Annotated in this window: 19 protein-coding genes and 1 riboswitch; of the genes, 5 read left to right on the forward strand and 14 right to left on the reverse strand. The window is 72.8% G+C overall.

The features are described 5' to 3' along the window. Positions 1-57 precede the first annotated feature (57 nt). Both ACZOOI_RS02195 and ACZOOI_RS02200 read left to right on the forward strand, forming a co-directional pair. Positions 58-993, forward strand: coding sequence for a tyrosine-type recombinase/integrase (locus ACZOOI_RS02195; RefSeq protein WP_465279133.1), 936 nt, complete (start codon positions 58-60; stop codon positions 991-993). Positions 994-1,128: 135 nt separating this feature from the next. Then, positions 1,129-1,506 carry a hypothetical protein gene (locus ACZOOI_RS02200; protein WP_465279134.1) on the forward strand — a complete coding sequence of 126 codons (378 nt, stop codon included), beginning with the start codon at positions 1,129-1,131 and terminating at the stop codon, positions 1,504-1,506. Positions 1,507-1,635: 129 nt separating this feature from the next. On the opposite strand, the gene ACZOOI_RS02205 is transcribed toward ACZOOI_RS02200, so the two are convergent. The 6 genes from ACZOOI_RS02205 to ACZOOI_RS02230 form a co-directional block, all read right to left on the reverse strand. Continuing rightward, the gene (locus ACZOOI_RS02205) at positions 1,636-2,187 is read right to left on the reverse strand and encodes a MarR family winged helix-turn-helix transcriptional regulator (RefSeq protein ID WP_465279135.1); all 552 of its coding nucleotides are present in this window, start codon (positions 2,185-2,187) and stop codon (positions 1,636-1,638) included. 297 nt (positions 2,188-2,484) lie between these two features. Then, the gene (locus ACZOOI_RS02210; protein ID WP_465279136.1) at positions 2,485-3,633 is read right to left on the reverse strand and encodes an acyl-CoA dehydrogenase family protein; all 1,149 of its coding nucleotides are present in this window, start codon (positions 3,631-3,633) and stop codon (positions 2,485-2,487) included. Between the two features lie 265 nt (positions 3,634-3,898). Beyond that, positions 3,899-5,014 (reverse strand): M24 family metallopeptidase, encoded by a 1,116-nt coding sequence (locus tag ACZOOI_RS02215; protein WP_465279137.1) that lies wholly within the window; start codon positions 5,012-5,014, stop codon positions 3,899-3,901. A 50-nt stretch (positions 5,015-5,064) separates the two neighbouring features. Continuing rightward, positions 5,065-5,910, reverse strand: a complete 846-nt coding sequence (locus ACZOOI_RS02220; protein WP_465279138.1) for a DUF3050 domain-containing protein — start codon at positions 5,908-5,910, stop codon at positions 5,065-5,067. Between the two features lie 309 nt (positions 5,911-6,219). Then, entirely contained in the window at positions 6,220-7,329 is a 1,110-nt protein-coding gene (locus ACZOOI_RS02225) for a CaiB/BaiF CoA transferase family protein (RefSeq protein ID WP_465279139.1), read from the reverse strand. 183 nt (positions 7,330-7,512) lie between these two features. Further along, positions 7,513-8,670, reverse strand: coding sequence for a PucR family transcriptional regulator (locus ACZOOI_RS02230; protein WP_465279140.1), 1,158 nt, complete (start codon positions 8,668-8,670; stop codon positions 7,513-7,515). A gap of 683 nt (positions 8,671-9,353) precedes the next feature. On the opposite strand from ACZOOI_RS02230, the gene ACZOOI_RS02235 reads away from it, so the two are divergent. Next, positions 9,354-11,153 carry an AAA family ATPase gene (locus ACZOOI_RS02235; RefSeq protein ID WP_465281335.1) on the forward strand — a complete coding sequence of 600 codons (1,800 nt, stop codon included), beginning with the start codon at positions 9,354-9,356 and terminating at the stop codon, positions 11,151-11,153. A 106-nt stretch (positions 11,154-11,259) separates the two neighbouring features. After that, entirely contained in the window at positions 11,260-13,002 is a 1,743-nt protein-coding gene (locus tag ACZOOI_RS02240) for a pyruvate dehydrogenase (RefSeq protein WP_465279141.1), read from the forward strand. Between the two features lie 4 nt (positions 13,003-13,006). On the opposite strand, the gene ACZOOI_RS02245 is transcribed toward ACZOOI_RS02240, so the two are convergent. The 8 genes from ACZOOI_RS02245 to ribD form a co-directional block, all read right to left on the reverse strand. After that, positions 13,007-13,471 (reverse strand): PH domain-containing protein, encoded by a 465-nt coding sequence (locus ACZOOI_RS02245; RefSeq protein WP_465279142.1) that lies wholly within the window; start codon positions 13,469-13,471, stop codon positions 13,007-13,009. 71 nt (positions 13,472-13,542) lie between these two features. Beyond that, positions 13,543-14,406, reverse strand: a complete 864-nt coding sequence (gene hisG, locus ACZOOI_RS02250) for an ATP phosphoribosyltransferase (protein ID WP_391586134.1) — start codon at positions 14,404-14,406, stop codon at positions 13,543-13,545. Positions 14,407-14,490: 84 nt separating this feature from the next. Next, the gene (locus ACZOOI_RS02255; protein ID WP_391586135.1) at positions 14,491-14,754 is read right to left on the reverse strand and encodes a phosphoribosyl-ATP diphosphatase; all 264 of its coding nucleotides are present in this window, start codon (positions 14,752-14,754) and stop codon (positions 14,491-14,493) included. Between the two features lie 68 nt (positions 14,755-14,822). Then, the gene (ribH, locus tag ACZOOI_RS02260; protein ID WP_391586136.1) at positions 14,823-15,314 is read right to left on the reverse strand and encodes a 6,7-dimethyl-8-ribityllumazine synthase; all 492 of its coding nucleotides are present in this window, start codon (positions 15,312-15,314) and stop codon (positions 14,823-14,825) included. A 198-nt stretch (positions 15,315-15,512) separates the two neighbouring features. Next, positions 15,513-16,844, reverse strand: coding sequence for a bifunctional 3,4-dihydroxy-2-butanone-4-phosphate synthase/GTP cyclohydrolase II (locus ACZOOI_RS02265; protein WP_465281336.1), 1,332 nt, complete (start codon positions 16,842-16,844; stop codon positions 15,513-15,515). A 23-nt stretch (positions 16,845-16,867) separates the two neighbouring features. Continuing rightward, entirely contained in the window at positions 16,868-17,530 is a 663-nt protein-coding gene (locus ACZOOI_RS02270; RefSeq protein ID WP_465279143.1) for a nicotinamide mononucleotide transporter family protein, read from the reverse strand. Continuing rightward, complete coding sequence (locus ACZOOI_RS02275; RefSeq protein WP_465279144.1) at positions 17,527-18,153, reverse strand: riboflavin synthase; 627 nt, start codon at positions 18,151-18,153, stop codon at positions 17,527-17,529. Before ACZOOI_RS02275 ends, ACZOOI_RS02270 begins: the two co-directional genes overlap by 4 nt. Before the next feature lie 3 nt (positions 18,154-18,156). Then, entirely contained in the window at positions 18,157-19,233 is a 1,077-nt protein-coding gene (ribD, locus tag ACZOOI_RS02280) for a bifunctional diaminohydroxyphosphoribosylaminopyrimidine deaminase/5-amino-6-(5-phosphoribosylamino)uracil reductase RibD (RefSeq protein ID WP_465281337.1), read from the reverse strand. A gap of 162 nt (positions 19,234-19,395) precedes the next feature. Further along, positions 19,396-19,542, reverse strand: a riboswitch (FMN riboswitch). Positions 19,543-19,729: 187 nt separating this feature from the next. On the opposite strand from ribD, the gene rpe reads away from it, so the two are divergent. Next, positions 19,730-20,404: a ribulose-phosphate 3-epimerase gene (gene rpe / locus ACZOOI_RS02285; RefSeq protein ID WP_391586140.1), complete on the forward strand. Its 675-nt coding sequence runs from the start codon at positions 19,730-19,732 to the stop codon at positions 20,402-20,404. The last annotated feature ends 111 nt before the right edge of the window (positions 20,405-20,515 follow it).

Consider the following 20,515-nt stretch of genomic DNA (forward strand, 5'->3'; position numbering starts at 1 on the left):
CATCGGGGCGGGGTGTGGCGTCCGGGCCGCGTCGGAGGCCGTCGTTACAGTGCCCCCATGGCCGCCCAGGACCGTGCCCCAGCGCTCGATCAGCTCGACCGTGCCCTGCTCCGGGTGACCGCGCGGGCCGACACCTCTGCCGCACGGGCCCGCCAACTGCGGTGGGTGGTGGGCGAGTTGCGCCGCGCGATGGTGCAGGAGGGGTTCCCGGTCGAGGCCCGCGCCTCGCTCGCCGCGCTGTTGTCGGCCGACCCGATGCGGTGCTACCTGGACCTCGCGCAGAGCGGTCGGCTGCGCACCCGTGCGGTGGCGGGAACCGGCATCTCCACGACGGCGAGCATGCGGGTGCGGATGGACTGCCTGGAGATCCTGGCCCGGGCCGGGTCGGTGCCGGCCGTGCTTCCGGAGCGACCGGCGATTCCCGAGCTCAAGCCGCCGGTGGGCGCCCGGCAACGATCGTTGTTGCTGGACTGGCTGGCCGCACATGCCGACCGCAGCGGCGCGGATCCGGGCCGGATCCGGCTGTTCGCGCTGATCGGGGTGGTGCTGGACACCGGCGCGCGGGTGGGCGAGTTGTGCGCGCTGCGGCTGAGCGACCTGGCGCCGGACGAGCGCACGGTGCGGATCGTGCGGCGCCCACAGGCGCGCACGGTCAACCCGGCCGTCGTCGAAGTGCTGCCGCTGTCCGGTCCCACCCGGGCCGCGCTGGGCCGCTGGTTGGACGTACGCGAGGAACTGGTGCGCCACGTGCAGGGACCTGTGGCCGCCGTGTGGGTGTCGGTCCGGGGCAACCACTCCGGGGTGCCGGATCGGGACGGCAACTCCCGGCGCCGACCCGCCGGGACGCCGCTGATGCCGCGCGGACTCGCCCGCGCGTACACGCGCACGGTGGTCGGGTTGAACGTGGACATGGCCGGGCGGCCGGGCTGGGAACCGGTTCCGTATCGACTGGAACAGCTGCGCCGGGCGGTGGAGGCCGCGCCGCAGGAGTAGAACGCCGGGAGGATTGGGGACGATTCCCGCATCGTGCCGATTGGCCCGGGACGGGTACTGCAACGTTCCGGTCGGGCGCACTATCGTCGGCGGAGCGCGCCGTCACCACGGCGCTGTGGCGACAGGGGGAGCCCCATGAGTATCGCCGTAGACGCGCCCGCAGGCACTCGACCGCGGGTGCTCGTCGAGGACTTCGACGACGCGTTCGAACTCGACCTGGACGCGGACCCGGCCGGCGGCGCCGGGGTACGACGGGCGTGCCCGCAGTGCGGCGTGGTGCTGGTCGCGGCCGACGCCGACGACGGGTCGGTGGTGCCGGACCACGCGGTGTGCCCCAGTGCACAGGACCCGTTCGGGATTCGCGCCTGCCCCGGGTCGGGCACGGCGTTCGGAGACCCGGTCGATCCAGCCGCCGACCCCACTCCACCTGCGCCCGCGCCCGCACGGCCTCCGGTCACGGTGCTGCCCGCGGGCCTGGACTGGCGGGCCCAGCCCTTCTCACACACCGCGTGAGCCGCCGAACCCTCCCGCCCCGCACGCCACTTCACCCGGACTGCGCGAAGGCCCACTTGCCGCCGGCGCTGCTCGGGTAGCGGGGAGTGCCGGGTCGGCGGGAAGCGGGTCCGCGCCCGGCCGCGCGGCTCACTCGGGCTCGCGCACCGCCGCGTGCCGGCCGGAGCCGTCCCGCACGGACCCGTCCCGCGCCGCCCCGCCCTGCACGGCCCCGTTCTCGTAGGCGCCCATCGTCCGCACGAACATCGCCCGCTGTTCCGGCGACAGGGGGTCGAAGGCCCGGCGCCAGGCGTCGGCGCCGTTGGCGAGCCAGTTCTCGATCGCCGTCCGGGTCTGCGGGTCCTCGGTGATCGCCACGATCGACCGACGCCGGTCGGCGGGATCGGTGTGCCGTTCCAGGACGCCCTGCCGACCCAGGTCGCCGACCATCAGGCTGACCGTGGTCGGCGCCACCTCCAGCCGCGCGGCCAGTTGATTGACCGACATCGGGCCGTCGAAGAGCAGGTAGGCCAGCAGCGACAGGTGCCGCGGGGCCAGGTTCATCGAGCGCAACCGCTCGGGGATCCGGGTGCGCTTGAGCCGGGCGGCCACCCTCGGCATCAGCAGCAACATCGCCCGGATCGCCTCGTCCGTACTCAGGCCGTCCTCGGCGTCGGCCGTCGAGGCGCGCTCCGTCGTCATGCCCGCCGCCTCCTCGTGCTCGACCCGTTCGGCTTCGAGTGTGAAGCGCGAATCCCCGAATCCGTGGATCCCCGCATCCGTGCATCGCCGAATCCCGCCACCGTACCCGACCCCCGTCACGCGCCCCCGAATGGCGCAAACCGCCGTGCCCACGGCCGCTCCCCCACCGACCGGCTGCTGCCGGCACCGCGTCGGCGCCCGCCGCGCTGCTCCCGCCCGGCGGTCGCCGCACCGTCGCGTCCGCCGCCGACCCGCCCGAGGCGGCCCTTTCGGCCGCCGCGAAGTGCCGACCGGCGCTCACCCGTGCAGCAGCAGGTCCCGGGCGATGACCATGCGCTGAATCTGGTTGGTCCCCTCGACGATCTGTAGGCACTTGGCCTCGCGCAGGTAGCGCTCCGCCGGGAAGTCGGTGGTGTAGCCGTAGCCGCCGAGGATCTGCACCGCGTCGATCGTCACCCGCATCACGGCGTCCGTGCAGAACAGCTTGGCCATCGCCGCCTGGCGGCCGAACGGCAGTCCCGCGTCCCGCAGTCGGGCCGCGGACAGGTAGAGCGCGCGACCCGCCTCGATCGCGGTGGCCATGTCCGCGAGCATGAAGCGGATGCCCTGCTTGTCGGCGATCGGGCCGCCGAACTGCGAGCGGTTCTTGGCGTAGTCGCTCGCCAGGTCCAGTGCGGCCTGGGCCACGCCGGTGGCGCACGCGGCGATGCCCAGCCGGCCGCAGTCGAGCGCGGCGAGCGCGATCGGGAAGCCCTGGCCCTCGGCGCCGATCCGGCGCTCCGCCGGGACCCGGGCGCCGTCCAGGTGGATCTGCGCGGTGGGCGAGGAGCGCATGCCCATCTTGTGCTCGGGCGCGGCGGCCGACAGTCCCGGTGTCCCGGCGTCGACCAGGAACGCGCTGATCCCGCGCGAACCCTCGGGCGAGGTGCGCGCCAGCACGGTGTAGAAGTCGGCCACGCCGCCGTGCGTGATCCACGCCTTGGTCCCGGTGAGCACGTACTCGTCGGCGGCGGCCACCGCCTTGGTGCTCAGTGCCGCCGCGTCCGAGCCCGACTGCGGCTCGGACAGGCAGTAGGCGCCGAGCAGGTCGCCGGACAACATGGTGGGCAGGTGCGCGGCCCGCTGCTCCGGCGTGCCGAACGTGGCGAGCGGGTGGCACGCGAGCGTGTGTACCGACACCCCGAGGCCGACCGCCAGCCACCCGGCGGCCAGTTCCTCGAGCACTTGCAGGTAGACCTCGTACGGCTGCTCGCCGCCGCCGTATTCCTCGGCGTACGGCAGCGACAACAGTCCGGCGGCACCGAGGGTCTCGAACACCTCGCGCGGGAAGCGCCCGGCGGCCTCGTCGGCGGCGGCCCGGGGCACGATCTCGCGAGCGGTGATCTCCCGGGTGAGGTCGAGCAGGGCGCGGGCCTCGTCGGTGGGCAGCGTGCGCGTGACGGGCATGGAGGACGTCCTTCCGTGCGGTCCGGAGGTGGCCGGATCCGGCGGAGACCGGCGGCGGACCGGGTGGGGTTCGCCCCCCGGTCGTTGCGCACGATCGTACGGCGACCCGCCCGTGCCCGCCCGGCACCGACGCGGCCTCGCCGACACGCGTCGAGCACCCACCCGCGTGGCGGCGGCCCGCCCGCACCGGTCCGCGAACGCGGGGCCGATCACGGCACATCCGGCGTTCGCGGCCGGCGGGCCGGGCCGACCGGCTCGATCGGGGCTACAGCACGACCAACCCGTGCGGACGCAGGTTCATCGGGTCGCCGGCATCCTCCCCGCAGACCACGATGTCCTCGATCCGCGCGCCGTGCGTGCCGGGGATGTAGATGCCGGGCTCGATGGAGAACGCCATGCCCGGCTCCAGGGGCAGGCTGTTGCCCGCGACGATGTACGGCTCCTCGTGGCTCTCCAGGCCGATGCCGTGGCCGGTGCGGTGGATGAAGTACTCGCCGTAGCCCGCCTCGGTGATGATGTCGCGGCCGACCGCGTCCAGTGCCTCGCAGGTCAACCCCGGTCGCACCGCGGCGAGTTGGGCGGCCTGGGCGCGCTCCAGCACGTCGTAGTAGCGGCGGAACTCGGCGGGCGGCTCGCCGATGCCGTAGGTGCGGGTCTCGTCCGAGCAGTAGCCGTCGGCGGTGGTGCCGCCGATGTCGACCACGACCACGTCGCCGGTCTCGATCACCCGGTCGGACAGGTCGTGGTGCGGGCTCGCGGCGTTCGGGCCGGAGCCGACGATCACGAAATCCACGCGCACGTGGCCCTCGGCGATGATCGCGTCGGCGATGTCCGCGCCCACCTCGCGCTCGGTACGACCGGCCCGGAGCCACTCGCCCACCCGCGCGTGCACCCGGTCGATCGCTGCGCCGGCCCGGCGCAGCGCGGCCACCTCGGCGGCGGACTTGCGCATCCGCAACTCGCGCAACACGTCACCGGCGAGCGACTGTTCGGCGGCGGGCAGGGCGGCGCGGAAGGCGAGCACCTTCTCCGCCCACATGTGGTTGTCCAGGCCGATCCGGGCCACGCCGGCGGGCAGCCGGTCGGCGATCAGCGCGTACGGGTCGTCGGTCTCGGCCCAGCCGGCCACGTCGATGCCGAGCGCTCCCGCGGGTGACGCGAGGGCGGCGGGCTTCTCCAGGCCGGGTACGACCAGGAAGGGCTCCGCGCCGACGGGCACCACCAGGCAGGTCAGGCGCTCCAGCGGAAGCGCCTCGTAGCCGGTGAGATAGCGCAGGTCGGCGCCGGGCGAGATGAGCAGGGCGTCCAGTCCCGCGTCGGCGGCTGCCTTCTGGGCACGGCCGAGGCGGTCTGTGGGGTACAGGGCTGCGTCGTGGGTCACGCGCCCAACATATGACACGTCACACGGCTCCGGGCAGTCCCGGAACCGGATCAGCGGGCCGCGGGGCGGGTCGCCTCGATCGCCGTGTGCACCGCGTCCCACAGGTCGGCGCGGGCGCGCAGCGAGACGGTGACGGTGCCGGCGCTCTCCCGCCACGCCCGGGCCGGGTCCGCGGTGGCGGCGCACAGCTGGGCGAGCAGGCGCAGCGCCATCGGGCCGTGGTCGTCGCCGTCCACCTCGATGTGCCGGGCGAGGTACTCGCCGAACACCGCGAGCCGGCCCTCGTGCCGCGAGTCGAGCGTGGTGAGGTGGTCGAACATGCGCGGGATGAGTTCCTCGCGGCCGAGTGCGAAGGACGCGGCGATGCAGTGCAGCGGGGCGTGTTCGACGACCTGCCAGGTGCGCGCCACGAACGCGGCGGCGCCGGTGGGTGCGCCGCACGCGACGACGGCCTCGGGCACCGGGACCTGGTCGACGAGCAGGCCGAGGAAGCGACGGGCCGGGCGGGTGTCGGCGCCGGCGGCGTCCATCGCGGCGAGGTAGAGCTCGAAGTGGCTGAGCGGGCCCAGCGAGGTGGTGTCGCTCTCCTCGCCGAGCACGATCTCGTTGACCATGCGCCGGATCTCCGCGTCTCCGCGCGGTACCCACGGGATCTCCACGCAGGTCAGGCGCCGTTGCAGGCTTTTGAGCAGGGACATGAAGTCCCAGACGGCGAACACGTGGTGCTCCATGAACACCCGGATCGCGGTGATGTCGGTGAGGTCCCGGTAGACGGTGTGGCGGAGCACGCGTTGCCGCACGGGTGCGGTCTCGCCGAGCAGCCGCGCGATGTGATCGGTGGCGTGTGCGCGCGGGAGGGTGGTGCCGATGGGGCTGGTGAGTGCGGTGGTGTCCATGGTTCCTCGCGTGGGTCGGCAGCTGCGGCTACCGATGGTAGAGAGAGCGCTACGCGGTGAAACATTTGTCGCGGATTTCCGGGCGCGGGTCGGAGGGGCGTGCCATGATGCACGTTTGCGCGAAGCGCCCGGGCCCACGCCAGGGCACGTGTCGCCCGTCGCCGACGCCGGGCCCGGGGCGGGGCAGGGGTCGGCCGCCCGCACCGCCCGTGGCGTGCGGCTCGACGTTCGGGGTTGTCCGCGGCCGGCCGCCCGGTGCCCGTCTTCCATCCCGTCGGGCTCTCGCGGCCCGGGGTTCGGCTTCTCCGGTCAGGAACCCTGGGTCAGCTTCGCGGCTTCCTCCGGGGGCAGGCCCCAGGATTCGAGGAGAGCGGCGTCGACCCCGGTCGAGGCGTCCCCGACCGTGGACGGAGTGTCGGACAGTCGCGGGGCCGGCGCGGGCTGCAGGGTGCCGTCGGGGCGGATGAAGGTCTCCCGGGCCCGGTTGTGCGGGTGCTCGGCGGCCTCGTCCCAGGTCAGTACCGGCGTCACGCACGCGTCCAGCGGTTCGAAGACCGCCGTCCACTCGTCCCGGGTGCGCCCGGCGATCACCGCGGCGAACCGCTCGCGCAGGACCGGCCAGCCGGCCCGGTCCCCCTGTGCCGGCAACTCCTCCTCGGCGAGCCCGAGTCCGGCCAACAGCAGGGCGTAGAACTTCGGTTCGATCGCGCCGACGGCGACGTGGCGTCCGTCGGCGGTGGTGTACACGTCGTAGAACGGCGCGCCGGTGTCGAGCAGGTTGCCGCCGGGCTCGTCCGCCCAGCTGCCGAGCCCGCGCATGCCGTGGATGAACGCACTGAGCAGCGCCGAGCCGTCGGTCATCGCCGCGTCGACCACCTGGCCGCGCCCGGACGTGCGGGCGGCCAGGAGCGCGGCGAGGATCCCGAACGCGCAGAACATCGCGCCGCCGCCGTAGTCCCCCACCAGGTTCAGCGGCGGCACCGGACGCTCGCCGGTGCGCGCGAGGGCGTGCAACACCCCGGAGATGGAGATGTAGTTGATGTCGTGCCCGGCCCGCGGCGCGAGCGGGCCGTGTTGCCCCCAGCCGGTCATCCGGGCGTAGACGAGGGCGGGGTTGCGCTCCAGGCAGACGTCCGGTCCCAGTCCGAGCCGCTCGGCCACGCCCGGGCGAAACCCCTCGACGAGCACGTCGGCGCCGGCGATCAACCGCAGTACCGAGTCCCGCGCGGCCGGGTCCTTGAGATCGACCTCCAGGGTGCCCAACCGCCCGCGCCCGACCACCATCGAGGGCATCGACGCGCCACCGGGGCGATCCACCCGGAGCACGCCGGCGCCGGCGTCGGCCAACATCATCCCGACGAACGGTCCGGGCCCGATCCCGGCCAGTTCGACCACCTTGACGCCATCCAGCGCACCCATGCCCACTCCCCACGCCACGCCACGATCGAATACCTGGCACAGTCAAGCAGACCTGTCGCCGGCGCGCCGCTCCCACGCGCGAACCGGGTGAGCCGCGAATCGAACCGGCCCCGAACCGAGCGGCCGGTCTCCGGGCGGGTGAGAGGTGTGGGCGGGAAGTGCGGACGGGAAGTGCGGGCGCTCTCAGCCGCCTTGCATGCGCACGATCTGGAGCGCGATCATCAGATTCAGCCGTAGGTGCGGATCCTGGGTGAACGGCCCCAACAGCCGCTCCAGCTTGGTGATCCGATACCGCAGCGTGTTGTAGTGCACATACAGCCGGCGAGCGGTCTCGGCGACGTTGAGGTTCGTGTCCAGCAGTGCCTGCAGCGTGTTGCGCAGGTCCGCCGCCTCCGGATCGCGCGGGTGGGCCAACGACCGCAGCGCCTCGCGTGCGAAGCGGTCCAGCTCGCCCGGATCCGGAATCAGGCTCAGCAGCCGAAAGACGCCCAGTTGATCGAAGTCCGCCACCGCGCCCGGCCCGTGGATGCGCCGACCCGCCGCCACCGCGCGCCGGGCCTGTTCGTACGCGGTCGGCAGTGCGTCCAGGGACTCCGCCGGTCTGCTGATGCCGGTGCTGAACGAGCGGATCACGGCGCCGCAGTCGGCGTGCACCACTGCGGCGAGTTCGGCCACCAGCCGCGCGCACTGCCCGTCGTCCGGCGCGCCGAGCAGGGCGACCACCTCGCGCGGATATGCCGCGACGGCCGCCTCCGGTGCCCGGGCGGCGACCGCCGTGGACCAGGCGAGGGCCAGCGCCTCCTGCCCGGCCCGCACCGCCCGCGCGTCCCCGCTCGCCGCCGGCGGATCGGCCTCGGCGACCACGACCAGCAGCGGACCGCTCGGCAGCACCGTCCACCCGGTGAGGTCGGTGCTGCGTCCGGTCAGCAGGTCGCGCATCAGGTCGCTGCGGTACTTGGCGTCCGATGCGGCCCGGGCGAGCCGACCCGTGAGCCCGACCGCGGTCTCCACGATCGGCCGCCCGGCCGGGCGCGGGACCTTCGCCGGGGTGGGGGCCAGGGCGCCCGCCGCACCCGCGGCCGAACCGGACGCCGGGCGCGGGTCCTCGCCCGGCTCCCACGCCGTCGACGCGCCCGCCACCCGGGCCCTCGGCAACGACGCCGGGTCGGGCGCGCTCGCCCCACCGCCGACCGCCTTGCGGCGCCGGGGCGGCAGCCGGCGTGGGGCCGCGCCGGCCACCACCGCACGCGCGGTACCGGTCCCGCCGCCACTGTTGTCACCGGGACGAAGCGGTGGTTCGCCCCCCGTTGCCGTTCCGCCCGAGTCCCCGTGGTTGCCCATATACCGACCGTAGCGTCACGAACACGCGCACGTCAGCACCGCGGAGAGCGCGCGGGCAGTGCACCCCCGGAGTGCGCGGGGCGCACGATCCCGGTGCGACGCCCCTCTCGGTGGGATCGCATTCCGTCCGGAGATTTCCCGGCGTGGCGTGCTTGACCGTTGTGTCCGGATCGCCATAGCTTGCGGTCCAGCGGCAGTGCCGAATCACTCCCCGGCCCCGCATCGAGACGAAGCCTCCGGTCGTTCCCCCGCGGCCGGGGGCTTCCTCGCGTCCCGCCGGTCGGATCGCCGTCCGCCCCTTGGCGTTTCGGGCTCCGACACACCACCGCCCGCCCCCGGGAGCGGCACCTCACCACCCCAAATGCCGTTCGCCCCTCGGATTGCCGGGCCCCGCTCGGTACGATGCGCGGGGACGAACGCGTGGCGACGCGGACACCATCCGTGACCGCCGCGTACGAGCCGGCGTGACGGGCAGCGGAACGGGAGAGGCTCTAAGGGGCGTCGCCGATCGGGCGGAATGGACGCACCGGGATTCATCGGCAGCGGGCCGACATCCTCTCGAAGTCCCCTCGGGGACACGGGCACGCGGAGAGGACCGGCCGGGGGAAGGGGGGTCCACCGTGGGACACACCGAACGTGGCGCACGCACCGGAAGTCCGGCCGAACTGGCCTGGTTGCGCGGCATGGACGCCTACGTCGCCGGCGAATACGGCCAGGCGGAGGTGCAGTTCCGGGCCGCGGTCGAGGCCGACCCGGGCATGGCCGACGCATGGCTGGGGCTGCATGCGCTCAAAGTGGAGGTGGCCACCGCCGTGGTAGCCATGCACACCCATCGAGAACGCTTCGGCGAGCAGCGCGCGAAATACGGCCGGCCGCTCAACTCCTGGTACTGGCTGGGCTGGTGGGTGCAACTGGTCCTGGAGACCCCGCGCGACCTGGCCCTGGCCCACGCATCACACTGGTTGGACGGGCGCCACCTGCCCGAGTTGGACGCGGCACTGGCCCTGTGCCCACCCGCCGAACAGGACGCGGCCACCCGGTTCCTGCTCGCCTGCCGGGCCTATCTGGGCAAGGACTGGCAACAACTGCTCCGGCACACCGCGGGGTTGGACGACGACGCCCTGCTGGGCGTGGAGGCGGGCCTGTTCGCCGGCATGGCCCGGGTCCGCCTGGGCCTGTACGCCAAGGCCGAACAGGTGCTCGCCACCGCCCTGGTGCGCTGCCGCTCGGAGCACCCGCAGCGCAAGGAGTTGCGCTACTGGCTCGCCCGCGCGTACGAGGAGACCGGCCGCACCCCGGCCGCGCTGCCGCTGTATCGGGCCGTGCACCAGGCGGACCCCTCGTTCATGGACACCGCCGCCCGACTGTCCTCGCTGGCGGCCGGCGAACCGCTGGACGAGTACGGCGGGATGACCGCGCGCCTGGCCGGGCCCGTGGTCGGCCGAGGCCCGCTCCCGGACGTGCTGCCGCCGATACCCGCGACCGCTCCCCCGCCCGCCGGCCCGCCGCCCGCCGCCGAGATCGAGCGCGAGCCGGACCCGACCCCGGACGGCGACGACCTCGACCCGCGGCCCGACGCGGACGTGCGGGCGGCCGGCCGATCCGCGCCGATGCGCCCGGCCGCCGCGCCCGAGGAACTCGCGCTGGTGCTGGCCGAATTGGAGTCGATGGTCGGCCTGGAACCGGTCAAGCGGCAGGTGCGCGCGTTGTCCGCGCAGATGCGGATGGCCCGGCTGCGCGAGGCCCAGGGCCTGCCCGCGCAGGCTCCCAAGCGGCATTTCGTCTTCTCCGGCCCCTCCGGTACCGGCAAGACCACCGTCGCCCGGCTGCTCGGCCGGGTCTTCGCCGCGCTGGGCCTGCTGGAGAGCGACCGCCTGGTCGAGGCGCAGCGCTCCGACCTGGTCGGCGAGTACCTGGGCCAGACCGCGGTCAAGACCAGCGAGTTGATCGACTCGGCACTGGGCGGCGTGCTGTTCGTGGACGAGGCGTACGGCCTGACCAACGTCGGCTACTCCAAGGGCGACGCGTACGGCGACGAGGCGCTCCAGGTGCTGCTCAAGCGGGCCGAGGACGACCGGGACCGACTGGTGATCATCCTGGCCGGCTATCCGGAGGGCATGGACCGGCTGCTCACCTCGAATCCGGGCCTGATGTCGCGGTTCACCACCCGGGTCGAGTTCCCGTCCTACGGCGCCGAGGACCTGGCCCGGATCGCCGAGGTGATGGCGGCCGGCGGCGGCGACACGTGGGACGAGGACGCGGCGGCCGAGTTGCGCAGCATCACCGGCCACGTGCGCGAGCAGGGCTGGATCGACGAACTGGGCAACGCCCGCTTCGTCCGCACCCTGTACGAGAAGTGCTGCATGTATCGCGACGTGCGCCTGGTCGAGCTGCCGGACGGCCCGGACCTGGCCGAGCTGACCACGCTGCGCCTGTCCGACCTGTTCCAGGCGTACGGGGATCTGGCGGACGGCCGGGGATAGCCCGGCGACGCACGGGTAGGGCTATCCGATCATCGCTTTCTTGCCGGTGGCCGGGCGCGGCAGGCACCCGCCGGGTCGCCGGTCGAGCAGGACGGAAGGGTCTCCCGTGGCCAAGCAGAGCGTCGCCGAGCAGTTCGTGGACATCCTCGCCCAGGCGGGGGTGCGCCGGTTGTACGGCGTGGTGGGCGACAGCCTCAACCCGATCGTGGACGCCGTGCGGCGCAATGCCGCGATCGATTGGGTGCACGTGCGGCACGAGGAGGTGGCCGCGTTCGCCGCGGGTGCGGAGGCGCAGCTGACCGGTCGACTGGCCGCGTGTGCGGGCAGTTGCGGCCCGGGCAACCTGCACCTGATCAACGGGCTGTTCGACGCGCACCGCTCGCACGCCCCGGTGCTGGCGCTCGCGTCGCACATCCCCAGCGGCGAGATCGGCACCGGATTCTTCCAGGAGACGCACCCCGAACGACTGTTCGTCGAGTGCAGCCACTACAGCGAGATGATCGGCACGCCCGAGCAGATGCCCCGGGTGCTCCAGTCGGCGATCCAGCACGCGGTGGGCCTGGGCGGAGTCTCGGTGGTCACCCTTCCGGGTGATGTCGCGGATCGGCCCGCGCCGGAGCGGGCCCACCAGTTGGCGCTGCCCACGGCGCTGCCGGCGGTACGCCCGGGCGACGCGGACCTGGCCACGCTGGCCCGGATGGTCGACGAGGCCGCGCGGGTCACCCTGTTCTGCGGCGCGGGCACGGCCGGCGCGCACGAGGAGGTGATGGCGTTCGCCGACCGGATCAACGCACCGGTGGGCCACGCGCTGCGCGGCAAGGAGCACATCCAGTACGACAACCCGTTCGATGTGGGCATGTCCGGGCTGCTGGGCTACGGCGCCGCGTACGAGGCGATGCACGAGGCGGACCTGCTGATCCTGCTGGGCACCGACTTCCCGTACAACGCGTTCCTGCCGCAGGACGTGGCCACCGTGCAGGTGGACGTGCGCCCGGAGCATCTGGGCCGGCGGACCACCCTCGACCTGGCGGTGTGGGGCGATGTCCGCGAGACGCTGCGGGCGCTGACCCCGATGGTGCGGGCCAAGACCGACCGCCGGTTCCTGGACCGCATGCTCCGCAAGCACGCGGACGCCCTCGAAGGGGTGGTGAAGGCGTACACCCGCAAGGTGGAGAAGCATGTGCCCATCCACCCGGAGTACGTCGCCTCGATCCTGGACGAGGAGGCCGCCGAAGACGCGATCTTCACCGTCGACACCGGCATGTGCAACGTGTGGGCGGCGCGCTATCTGACCCCGAACGGGCGACGCCGGGTGATCGGTTCGTTCTCGCACGGCTCGATGGCCAACGCGCTGCCGCAGGCGATCGGCGCGCAGTTCCTGGACCTGGACCGGCAGGTGGTGTCGATGTCCGGCGACGGCGGCTTCTCGATGCTGATGGGTGATCTGCTGACCCTGGTGCAGTCCGACCTGCCGGTGAAGATCGTGCTGTTCGACAACTCTTCGCTGGGCATGGTCGAGTTGGAGATGATGGTCGCCGGACTCGAACCGTTCGGGACGACGAACAAGAACCCGGACTTCGCCGCGATCGCGCGGGCGGCGGGTGCGTTCGGGGTGCGGGTGGAAAAGCCGAAGCAGGTCCGCGGTGCGCTGCGGGACGCGTTCGCCCACAAGGGCCCGGCGCTGGTCGACATCGTCACCGACCCCAATGCGCTGTCCATCCCGCCGAAGATCACCGCCGGGCAGATCCAGGGCTTCGCCCTGAGCGCGGGGCGGACCGTCCTCAGCGGCGGCGTCGGCCGCATGGTCCAGATGGCCCGGTCGAACCTGCGCAACGTGCCGAGGCCGTAGCCGTTCAGCGCACGTCGGGGGCGGCGCCGTACTTCTCCGCCAGCGAGCGCAGTTCCCGTGCGGCGGTGATCGCCTCGGCCTTGCCGTTGGAGGTCTGGATGCCCATCACCGGCAGGGTGTCCCCGTTGGACATGTCGATGTAGACCCACGGGTCGCCCTGGCGCAGGTACACCCGGACGATCTGGGCCCACTCCAGATGGGTGGTGCGCAGCAGGTTGACCACGGTCACCCCGCCGGCCGCCGCGACCACCTTCGGTCGGCCGAGCATGATCATCGCGGCGAGACCGAGCACCCCGGTGCACGCGACGCCGAGCCGCGAGCCGAGCCCCCAGCCGCCCTTCTCCGGAAGCATCACCGCCAGCACGCAGAGCCCGACCAGGATGACCGCGCCGAGCACGGCGGTGATGAGCCGACTGCGCTTGGCGTACCAGGTGCGCGGGAGGTCGGCGGCGGGGGTGGGGGCGCTCATGGTGGGACGGTTCTCCGGGGGAAAGAGGGTGATCGGTCCGCCGTCGCAGGCGACGGCGGACCGATCGGGTGTCAGAGGCGGCAGGCGTGGATGCCGGTGACCAGGATCGCGCGGGCGCCGATCTCCCACAGGTCGTCCATGATCTGCTGGGCGTTCTTGCGCGGGACCATCGCGCGCACCGCGACCCAGCCCTCGTTGTGCAGCGGGCTGACCGTGGGCGACTCCAGGCCCGGGGTCAGCGTGACCGCCGCCTCCACCCGCTCGACCCGGATGTCGTAGTCCATCATCACGTAGCTGCGCGCGACCAGGACGCCCTGGAGCCGGCGCACCAGCTGTTCCAGCGCGGGCGAGGTCTCCGCGCCGGCGCGGCGGATCAGCACCGCCTCCGAGCGCAGGATCGGCTCGCCGAACACCTCCAGGCCCGCCTGCGCGAGGGTGGTGCCGGTCTCCACGACGTCGGCGATCACGTCGGCGACGCCCAGCTGGATCGCGGTCTCCACCGCGCCGTCCAGCTTGACCAGCGCGGCGGCCTCGATGCCGTTGTCGGCGAAGTCGCGCTCGACGATGCCGATGTAGGAGGACGCCACCCGCAGTCCGGCCAGGCCCTTCTTGCCCTGCCCGGCCAGCTCGCGCGCCAGTGTGGCGGGCGCGGCATAGCGGAACGTGGCCGGGGCCAGCCCCAGTTGCAGGATCTCCTCGGCCTCGGCGCCCGAGTCCATCAACAGGTCGCGCCCGGTGATGCCGGCGTCGAGCCGGCCGGAGCCGACGTAGATGGCGATGTCGCGCGGGCGCAGGAAGAAGAACTCGACGTTGTTGTCGGGGTCGGTGAGGACCAGTTCCTTGGAGTGCTTGCGCTGGCGGTAGCCGGCCTCATGCAGCATCGCCGACGCAGGCTCGGAGAGGGAACCCTTGTTGGGGACGGCGATGCGCAGCATGAAATGACCCTTCGGGATGTGCCGAACGAGGTTGCGGGTACGACGGCGTCCCCGGCCCGGGCGACGGGCCGGGGACGGCGGTCGTCACAGGTGAGCGTATACGTCCTTCAGCGAGATGCCGCGAGCGACCATCATCACCTGGAGGTGGTAGAGGAGCTGGGAGATCTCCTCGGCGGTGCGGTCGGCACCCTCGTGCTCGGCGGCCATCCACACTTCGGCGGCCTCCTCGACGACCTTCTTGCCGATCGTGTGCACGCCGGCGGTGACGAGCTCGACCGTGCGCGAGCCCTCCTGGCCCGAGGCCGCCTTGGCCTGCAGCTCGTCGAAAAGCTGTTCAAACGTCTTCATGGTGCCCATCGCGTGGTTGTGGGTGGCGTGGCGCGAACGACCTGTCCGTGCGTCTGCGGGTGCGTCGATCAGGCCGAACGCCGCGGTTCGGAGAGCGTACGCAACACCATCGCCGTCGCGACGGCCGCCTCCACCGCTTCGCGGCCCTTGTCCTCGCGCGAGCCGGACAGGCCGGCCCGGTCCAGCGCCTGCTCCTCGGTGTCGCAGGTGAGCACCCCGAAGCCGACGGGCACACCGGTGTCCAGCGCGACCCGGGTCAGGCCGTCGGTGGCGGCCGAGCACACGTACTCGAAGTGCGGGGTGCCGCCGCGGATCACCACGCCGAGTGCGATCACCGCGTCGTGACCGCTTCCGGCCAGCGCCTTGGCCAGCACGGGCAGTTCGAACGCGCCGGGGGCGCGGATCAGCGTGGGTTCGTTGATGCCCAGCTCGCTCAGGGCCTTGAGGGCCCCGTCCACGAGCCCGTCCATCACGGTCGTGTGCCACTGCGCGGCGACCACGCCCACGCGCAGGTCACGGCAGCCCTCGACGGTCAGTTTCGGGGCTCCTGCGCCACTCATGTCTGTCGGTGTCCTTCGGCTGGAACGGCTGAAATCCTGGATTGGGTATGCGGTATGCGGGGGTGGAGTACGACGAATCGAGCTCCGGTGCGGTGCAGTGGGGTCCGACGGGTCGAGCAGGTTCGAGCGGATCGAACCTATCGGCGCGGCGGGGACGGTGCCGCGCGCGTGTCACCGGTACGGGTGAGGCCGATCGGGTCAGGCGGTGCTGACCGCGTGGCCCTTCGCGTCGACGACCTCGGCGACCTCGCCGACCGAGGGCGCGGTCGCGGCCTCGTCGTCGGGGTCCAGCCAGGGCAGGTCGTGCCCCATCCGGTCACGCTTGGTCAGCAGGTAGCGCAGGTTGTCCGCGGTCGCGTGCACCGGCAGCGCGACCCGGCCGGTGATCTCCAGGCCGTAGCCCTCCAACCCGGCGCGCTTGGCCGGGTTGTTGGTGAGCAGGCGCATCGAGCGCACGCCCAGGTCGACCAGGATCTGCGCGCCGGTGCCGTAGTCGCGGGCGTCGGCGGGCAGGCCCAGTTCCAGGTTGGCGTCCACCGTGTCGTGGCCGGCGTCCTGGAGTTGGTAGGCCTGGAGCTTGTGGATCAGCCCGATGCCCCGACCCTCGTGGCCGCGCATGTACAACACCACGCCCCGGCCCTCGGTGGTGACCCGCTCCAGCGCGGCCTGCAACTGCGGGCCGCAGTCGCAGCGCAGCGAGCCGAACACGTCGCCGGTCAGGCACTCGGAGTGCACCCGCACCAGCACGTCCTCGCCGTCGCCGAGGTCGCCCGCCACCAGCGCGATGTGCTCGACGCCGTCGGCGGTGCTGCGGTAGCCGATCGCCCGGAACGTGCCGTGCGCGGTGGGCAGCCGGGTCTCGGCGGCCCGCTCGATGGTGCGTTCGGTGCGCCGGCGGTAGGCGATCAGGTCGGCGATGGTGACGATCTTGAGGCCGTGCTCACGGGCGAACGGGACGAGCTGCGGCAGCCGGGCCATCGTGCCGTCGTCGTTGACCACCTCGCAGATCACGCCGACCGGCGCCAGTCCGGCCAGTTCGGCCAGGTCCACGGCCGCCTCGGTGTGCCCGGGGCGGACCAGCACGCCGCCCTCGACCGCACGCAGCGGGAAGACGTGGCCGGGCCGGGTCAGCTCGGTGGGCACCGTGTTCGGATCGGCCAACAGGCGCACGGTGTGGGTGCGGTCGGCCGCCGAGATGCCGGTGTCGACGCCGTCCTTGGCGTCCACCGAGACCGAGTAGGCGGTGCCCTTGCGGTCCTCGTTGACGGCGGTCATCGGGGGCAGCTTGAGCCGGTCCAGGTCGGCGCCGCGCATCGGCACGCAGACCACGCCCGAGGAATAGCGGATCATGAACGCCATCAGCGCCTGCGTGGCCAGCTCGCCGGCGAAGATCAGGTCGCCCTCGTTCTCCCGGTCCTCGTCGTCGACGACCACGATCGCCTCGCCGGCGGCCATCGCCTTGATCGCGTCCTCGATGGTGTCGAGCACCAAGGGCGCCTCCGGCGCCGCCTTCTGTGCCGGCACCTCGATGTCCGTGTTTTCGCTGCTGGTCTTCACGCCGTTGCCCCTTCCAGGTGCCGATCTGCCCCACGGGCAGCCCCGTTGTCCCGGTACCGCCGGGAGCGGTTCCACCAGTCGACGAGCCCGGCCACGCACATCACGAAGAAGACGCCGTAGACCAGTCCGCTGAACACCAGGCCGTGCTGCACGGCGAGCGGCACGCCCACCATGTCCACCGCGATCCACACCAGCCAGAACTCGAACAGGCCGCGGGCCTGGGCGAGCATCGCCACGACCGAGCCGACGAAGATGTACGCGTCCGGCCACGGCGCCCACGAGATGCCGGTGTGTTCGAGCAGCAGTGCGAAGCCGACGGTGCCGGCCGCCATCAGCGCGACCAGCACGATCCGCTCGTGGATGGTCCCGAAGCGGATCTCCACCTCGCCGGTGTCGCGCCGACCGCGGGCCCAGCGCCACCAGCCGTAGCCGGCCGCGATGATGATGACGACGTTGCGCATCGCGCTGCCGCCCAGGTGCACCGAGGTGTTGGCGGCGATCAGCAGCGCCGCGCCGAGGATCTGTACGGGCCACGCCCACAGGTTGCGGCGCAGCGCGAGCCACACGGTGGCCAGCGAGGCGATCTGGCCGAGCAGGTCGGACCACGGCACCGGCTTGTCGGCGACGGTGAACGCGGCGTCGTTGAGCCAGCCGATCACGATGCCCTCCCCTGTGTACCGAGCCCGTGTGTGCCCAGCCGTTCGACGTACTTGGCGATGATGTCGACCTCGAGGTTGACCGGGTCGCCGACCGTCTTGACGCCCAGCGTGGTCAGCGCGAGGGTGGTCGGGATCAGGCTGACGGTGAAGCTCGCGTCGTGGGCCTGCACGACGGTGAGGCTGATGCCGTCCACGGTGATCGAGCCCTTGTCCACCACGTAGCGGGCCAGGTGCGCGGGCAGCGCGATCTCCACGACCTCCCACTCCTCGCCGGGCGTGCGGGCGAGGATCTCGCCGGTGCCGTCGACGTGGCCCTGCACGAGGTGGCCGCCCAGGCGACCGCCGAGCACCATCGGGCGCTCCAGGTTGACCCGTGCGCCCGTGGTGAGCGCGCCCAGGCTCGACTTGTCCAGGGTCTCCTGCATCACGTCGGCGGTGAAGGTCGCCTCGACCGGATCGACCTTGTCGTCCACGACGGTCAGACACACCCCGTTGACGGCGATCGAGTCGCCGTGCCGGGCACCGGTGGTGACGACCGGGCCGCGGATGGTGATCCGGGCCGAGTCGGTCAGCCGCTCGATGGCCACGATCTCGCCGAGTTCCTCAACGATTCCGGTGAACATGCGTCAGGACTCCTTCGTTCGGCCGGCGGGTTCCGGCCGGGGGCGGGCGGTGATGCGAATGTCGGTGCCGAGGCGGGCGACGTCGTCGACGTCCAGTCGCAACACCTCGGAGATGGTGCCGATTCCGGCCGGACCCAGGGCGGTGGGTCCGGCGCCGAGCAGGGCCGGGGCGAGATAGCCCACGACGGTGTCGATCAGGCCGGCCGCGGCGAACGCACCGGCCAGGGTCGGGCCGCCTTCGAGCAGCACGGCGCGCACGTCGCGCGCGTACAGCTCCTTCAGCAGCGCGGGCAGGTCCAGGCCGGCGTCGGCGCGGGGTATGCGCAGCACGGCGGCCTCGGGCAGGTGGGCGGCGTCCGCGTCGGGGCCGACCGCGATCAGGGTGGGTGCCGCGTCGTCCAGGACCCGGGCGGTCGCCGGGGTGCGGGCGTGCGTGTCCACGATCACCCGCAGCGGCTGCCGGGCGCCGGGCACGTCGCGTACGGCCAGGTGCGGGTCGTCGGCGAGCAGCGTGCCGGAGCCGGCCAGCACCGCGTCCACGCTCGCCCGCAGGGTGTGGACGTCGGCGCGCGAGGCCGCGGAGGTGATCCAGCGGCTGCTGCCGTCGGCGGCGGCGCTGCGGCCGTCCAGGGTGGCCGCGTACTTCCAGGTCACGTGCGGGCGGCCGAGTCGGGTCGCGGTCAGCCAGGCCCGGTTGCCCGCCTCGGCCTCGGCGGCGAGCAGGCCGCCCTCCGCGTCGATGCCCGCCGCGCGCAGCACCGCGCCGCCGCCGGCCGCGGCCGGGTTCGGGTCGGCGACCGCGTAGCGCACCCGGCGGATGCCGGCGTCGATCAGGGCCTGGGTGCACGGGCCGGTGCGGCCGGTGTGCGAGCAGGGTTCGAGGGTGACGAAGGCGGTGCCGCCGCGGGCCGCGGACCCCGCCGCGCGCAGTGCCTCGACCTCGGCGTGCGGGGCGCCGGCGCGGGTGTGGAAGCCCTCGCCGACCACGGTGTCGTCCGGGCCGAGCACGACGCAGCCGACCACGGGATTGGGGCTGGTGTGGCCGAGCGCGCGGCTCGCCAGCGAGATGGCGCGGCGCATGGCGGTGGTCTCGTCGACCGGCCGGGCGGTGTTGCCCTTCACCTTGTGCCTCCTCGCGTTGCGACGCGGGGCACCGGGGTGCTTTCGGGCAGAACGGCACGACGAATCGACGGGCGGGGATGCCGGCGCACCGTGGGTACGCGGACATGCCGCAGTCGCTCGCCGCGCGCTGCCTCCCATCCGGACTTTGACCGTCGGTACCGGAATTCCACCGGTTCAGCCGGCCGTCGCTCCACGTGATGTGGGGCGTCGACCGGGTCGCGGACTGTAACCGCCGGTTCGGATTTTCACCGACCCCGGAGCGCGCGTACGTGACTTTCGTACACCTCGAAGTGTGCCACGACGGCCGACAACGTTGACCTTGGCCAACCTGTGCCGTCCGTCACGGTGCGTTCGTATACCCGAACGCGACTGCGGCGTGGATGATCTGACGTATCGTCAGCTCGACGGTCGAGGCGGTGCCGAAGGACTGCCCCGACGATGAGATTCTGTGCGCATGACCGTGCAGATCAATCCGAGCATCCTGTCCGCCGACTTCGCCCGCCTCGCCGACGAGGTGGCGCAGGTGCGCAACGCCGACTGGCTCCACGTGGATGTCATGGACAACCACTTCGTCCCGAACCTGACCATCGGCCTGCCCGTGGTCGAGAGCCTGATCAAGGCCACCGAAACGCCGATCGACATGCACCTGATGATCGAGGACCCGGACCGCTGGGCACCCGCCTACGCCGAGGCCGGCGCGGGCAGCGTGACCTTCCACGTCGAGGCCGCGACCGCCCCGATCAAGCTCGCCCGGGACCTGCGGGCCAAGGGCGCACGGGCCTCGATGGCGCTGCGGCCGGCCACGCCGATCGAGCCGTACGAGGATCTGCTGCCGGAGCTGGACATGCTCCTGGTGATGACCGTCGAGCCGGGTTTCGGCGGGCAGAGCTTCCTGGACGTCATGCTGCCGAAGATCCGCCGCACCCGGCAGTTGATCGCCAAGCACGGCCTGCAGATGTGGCTCCAGGTGGACGGCGGGGTGTCCGCGAAGACCATCGAGATGTGCGCGGAGGCCGGCGCGGACGTGTTCGTGGCCGGGTCGGCGGTGTTCGACGGCCGCGATCCCGGTGCGGCGGTGGACAGGCTGCGCGCGTTGGCCACCGGGGCCGCGGGGCGCTGCGCTCACTAGGGCGGGATTGCTTTGCCCACCCGCCCGCCCGTTGCGCTGGGTGAGCAGGCTGCGGTTGCCCGGGCTCGGGGGCGGGGCTGATCGGGGCCCTGGGGCTTCGTCACAACGAGT

Source organism: Embleya sp. L77, from assembly GCF_055557415.1.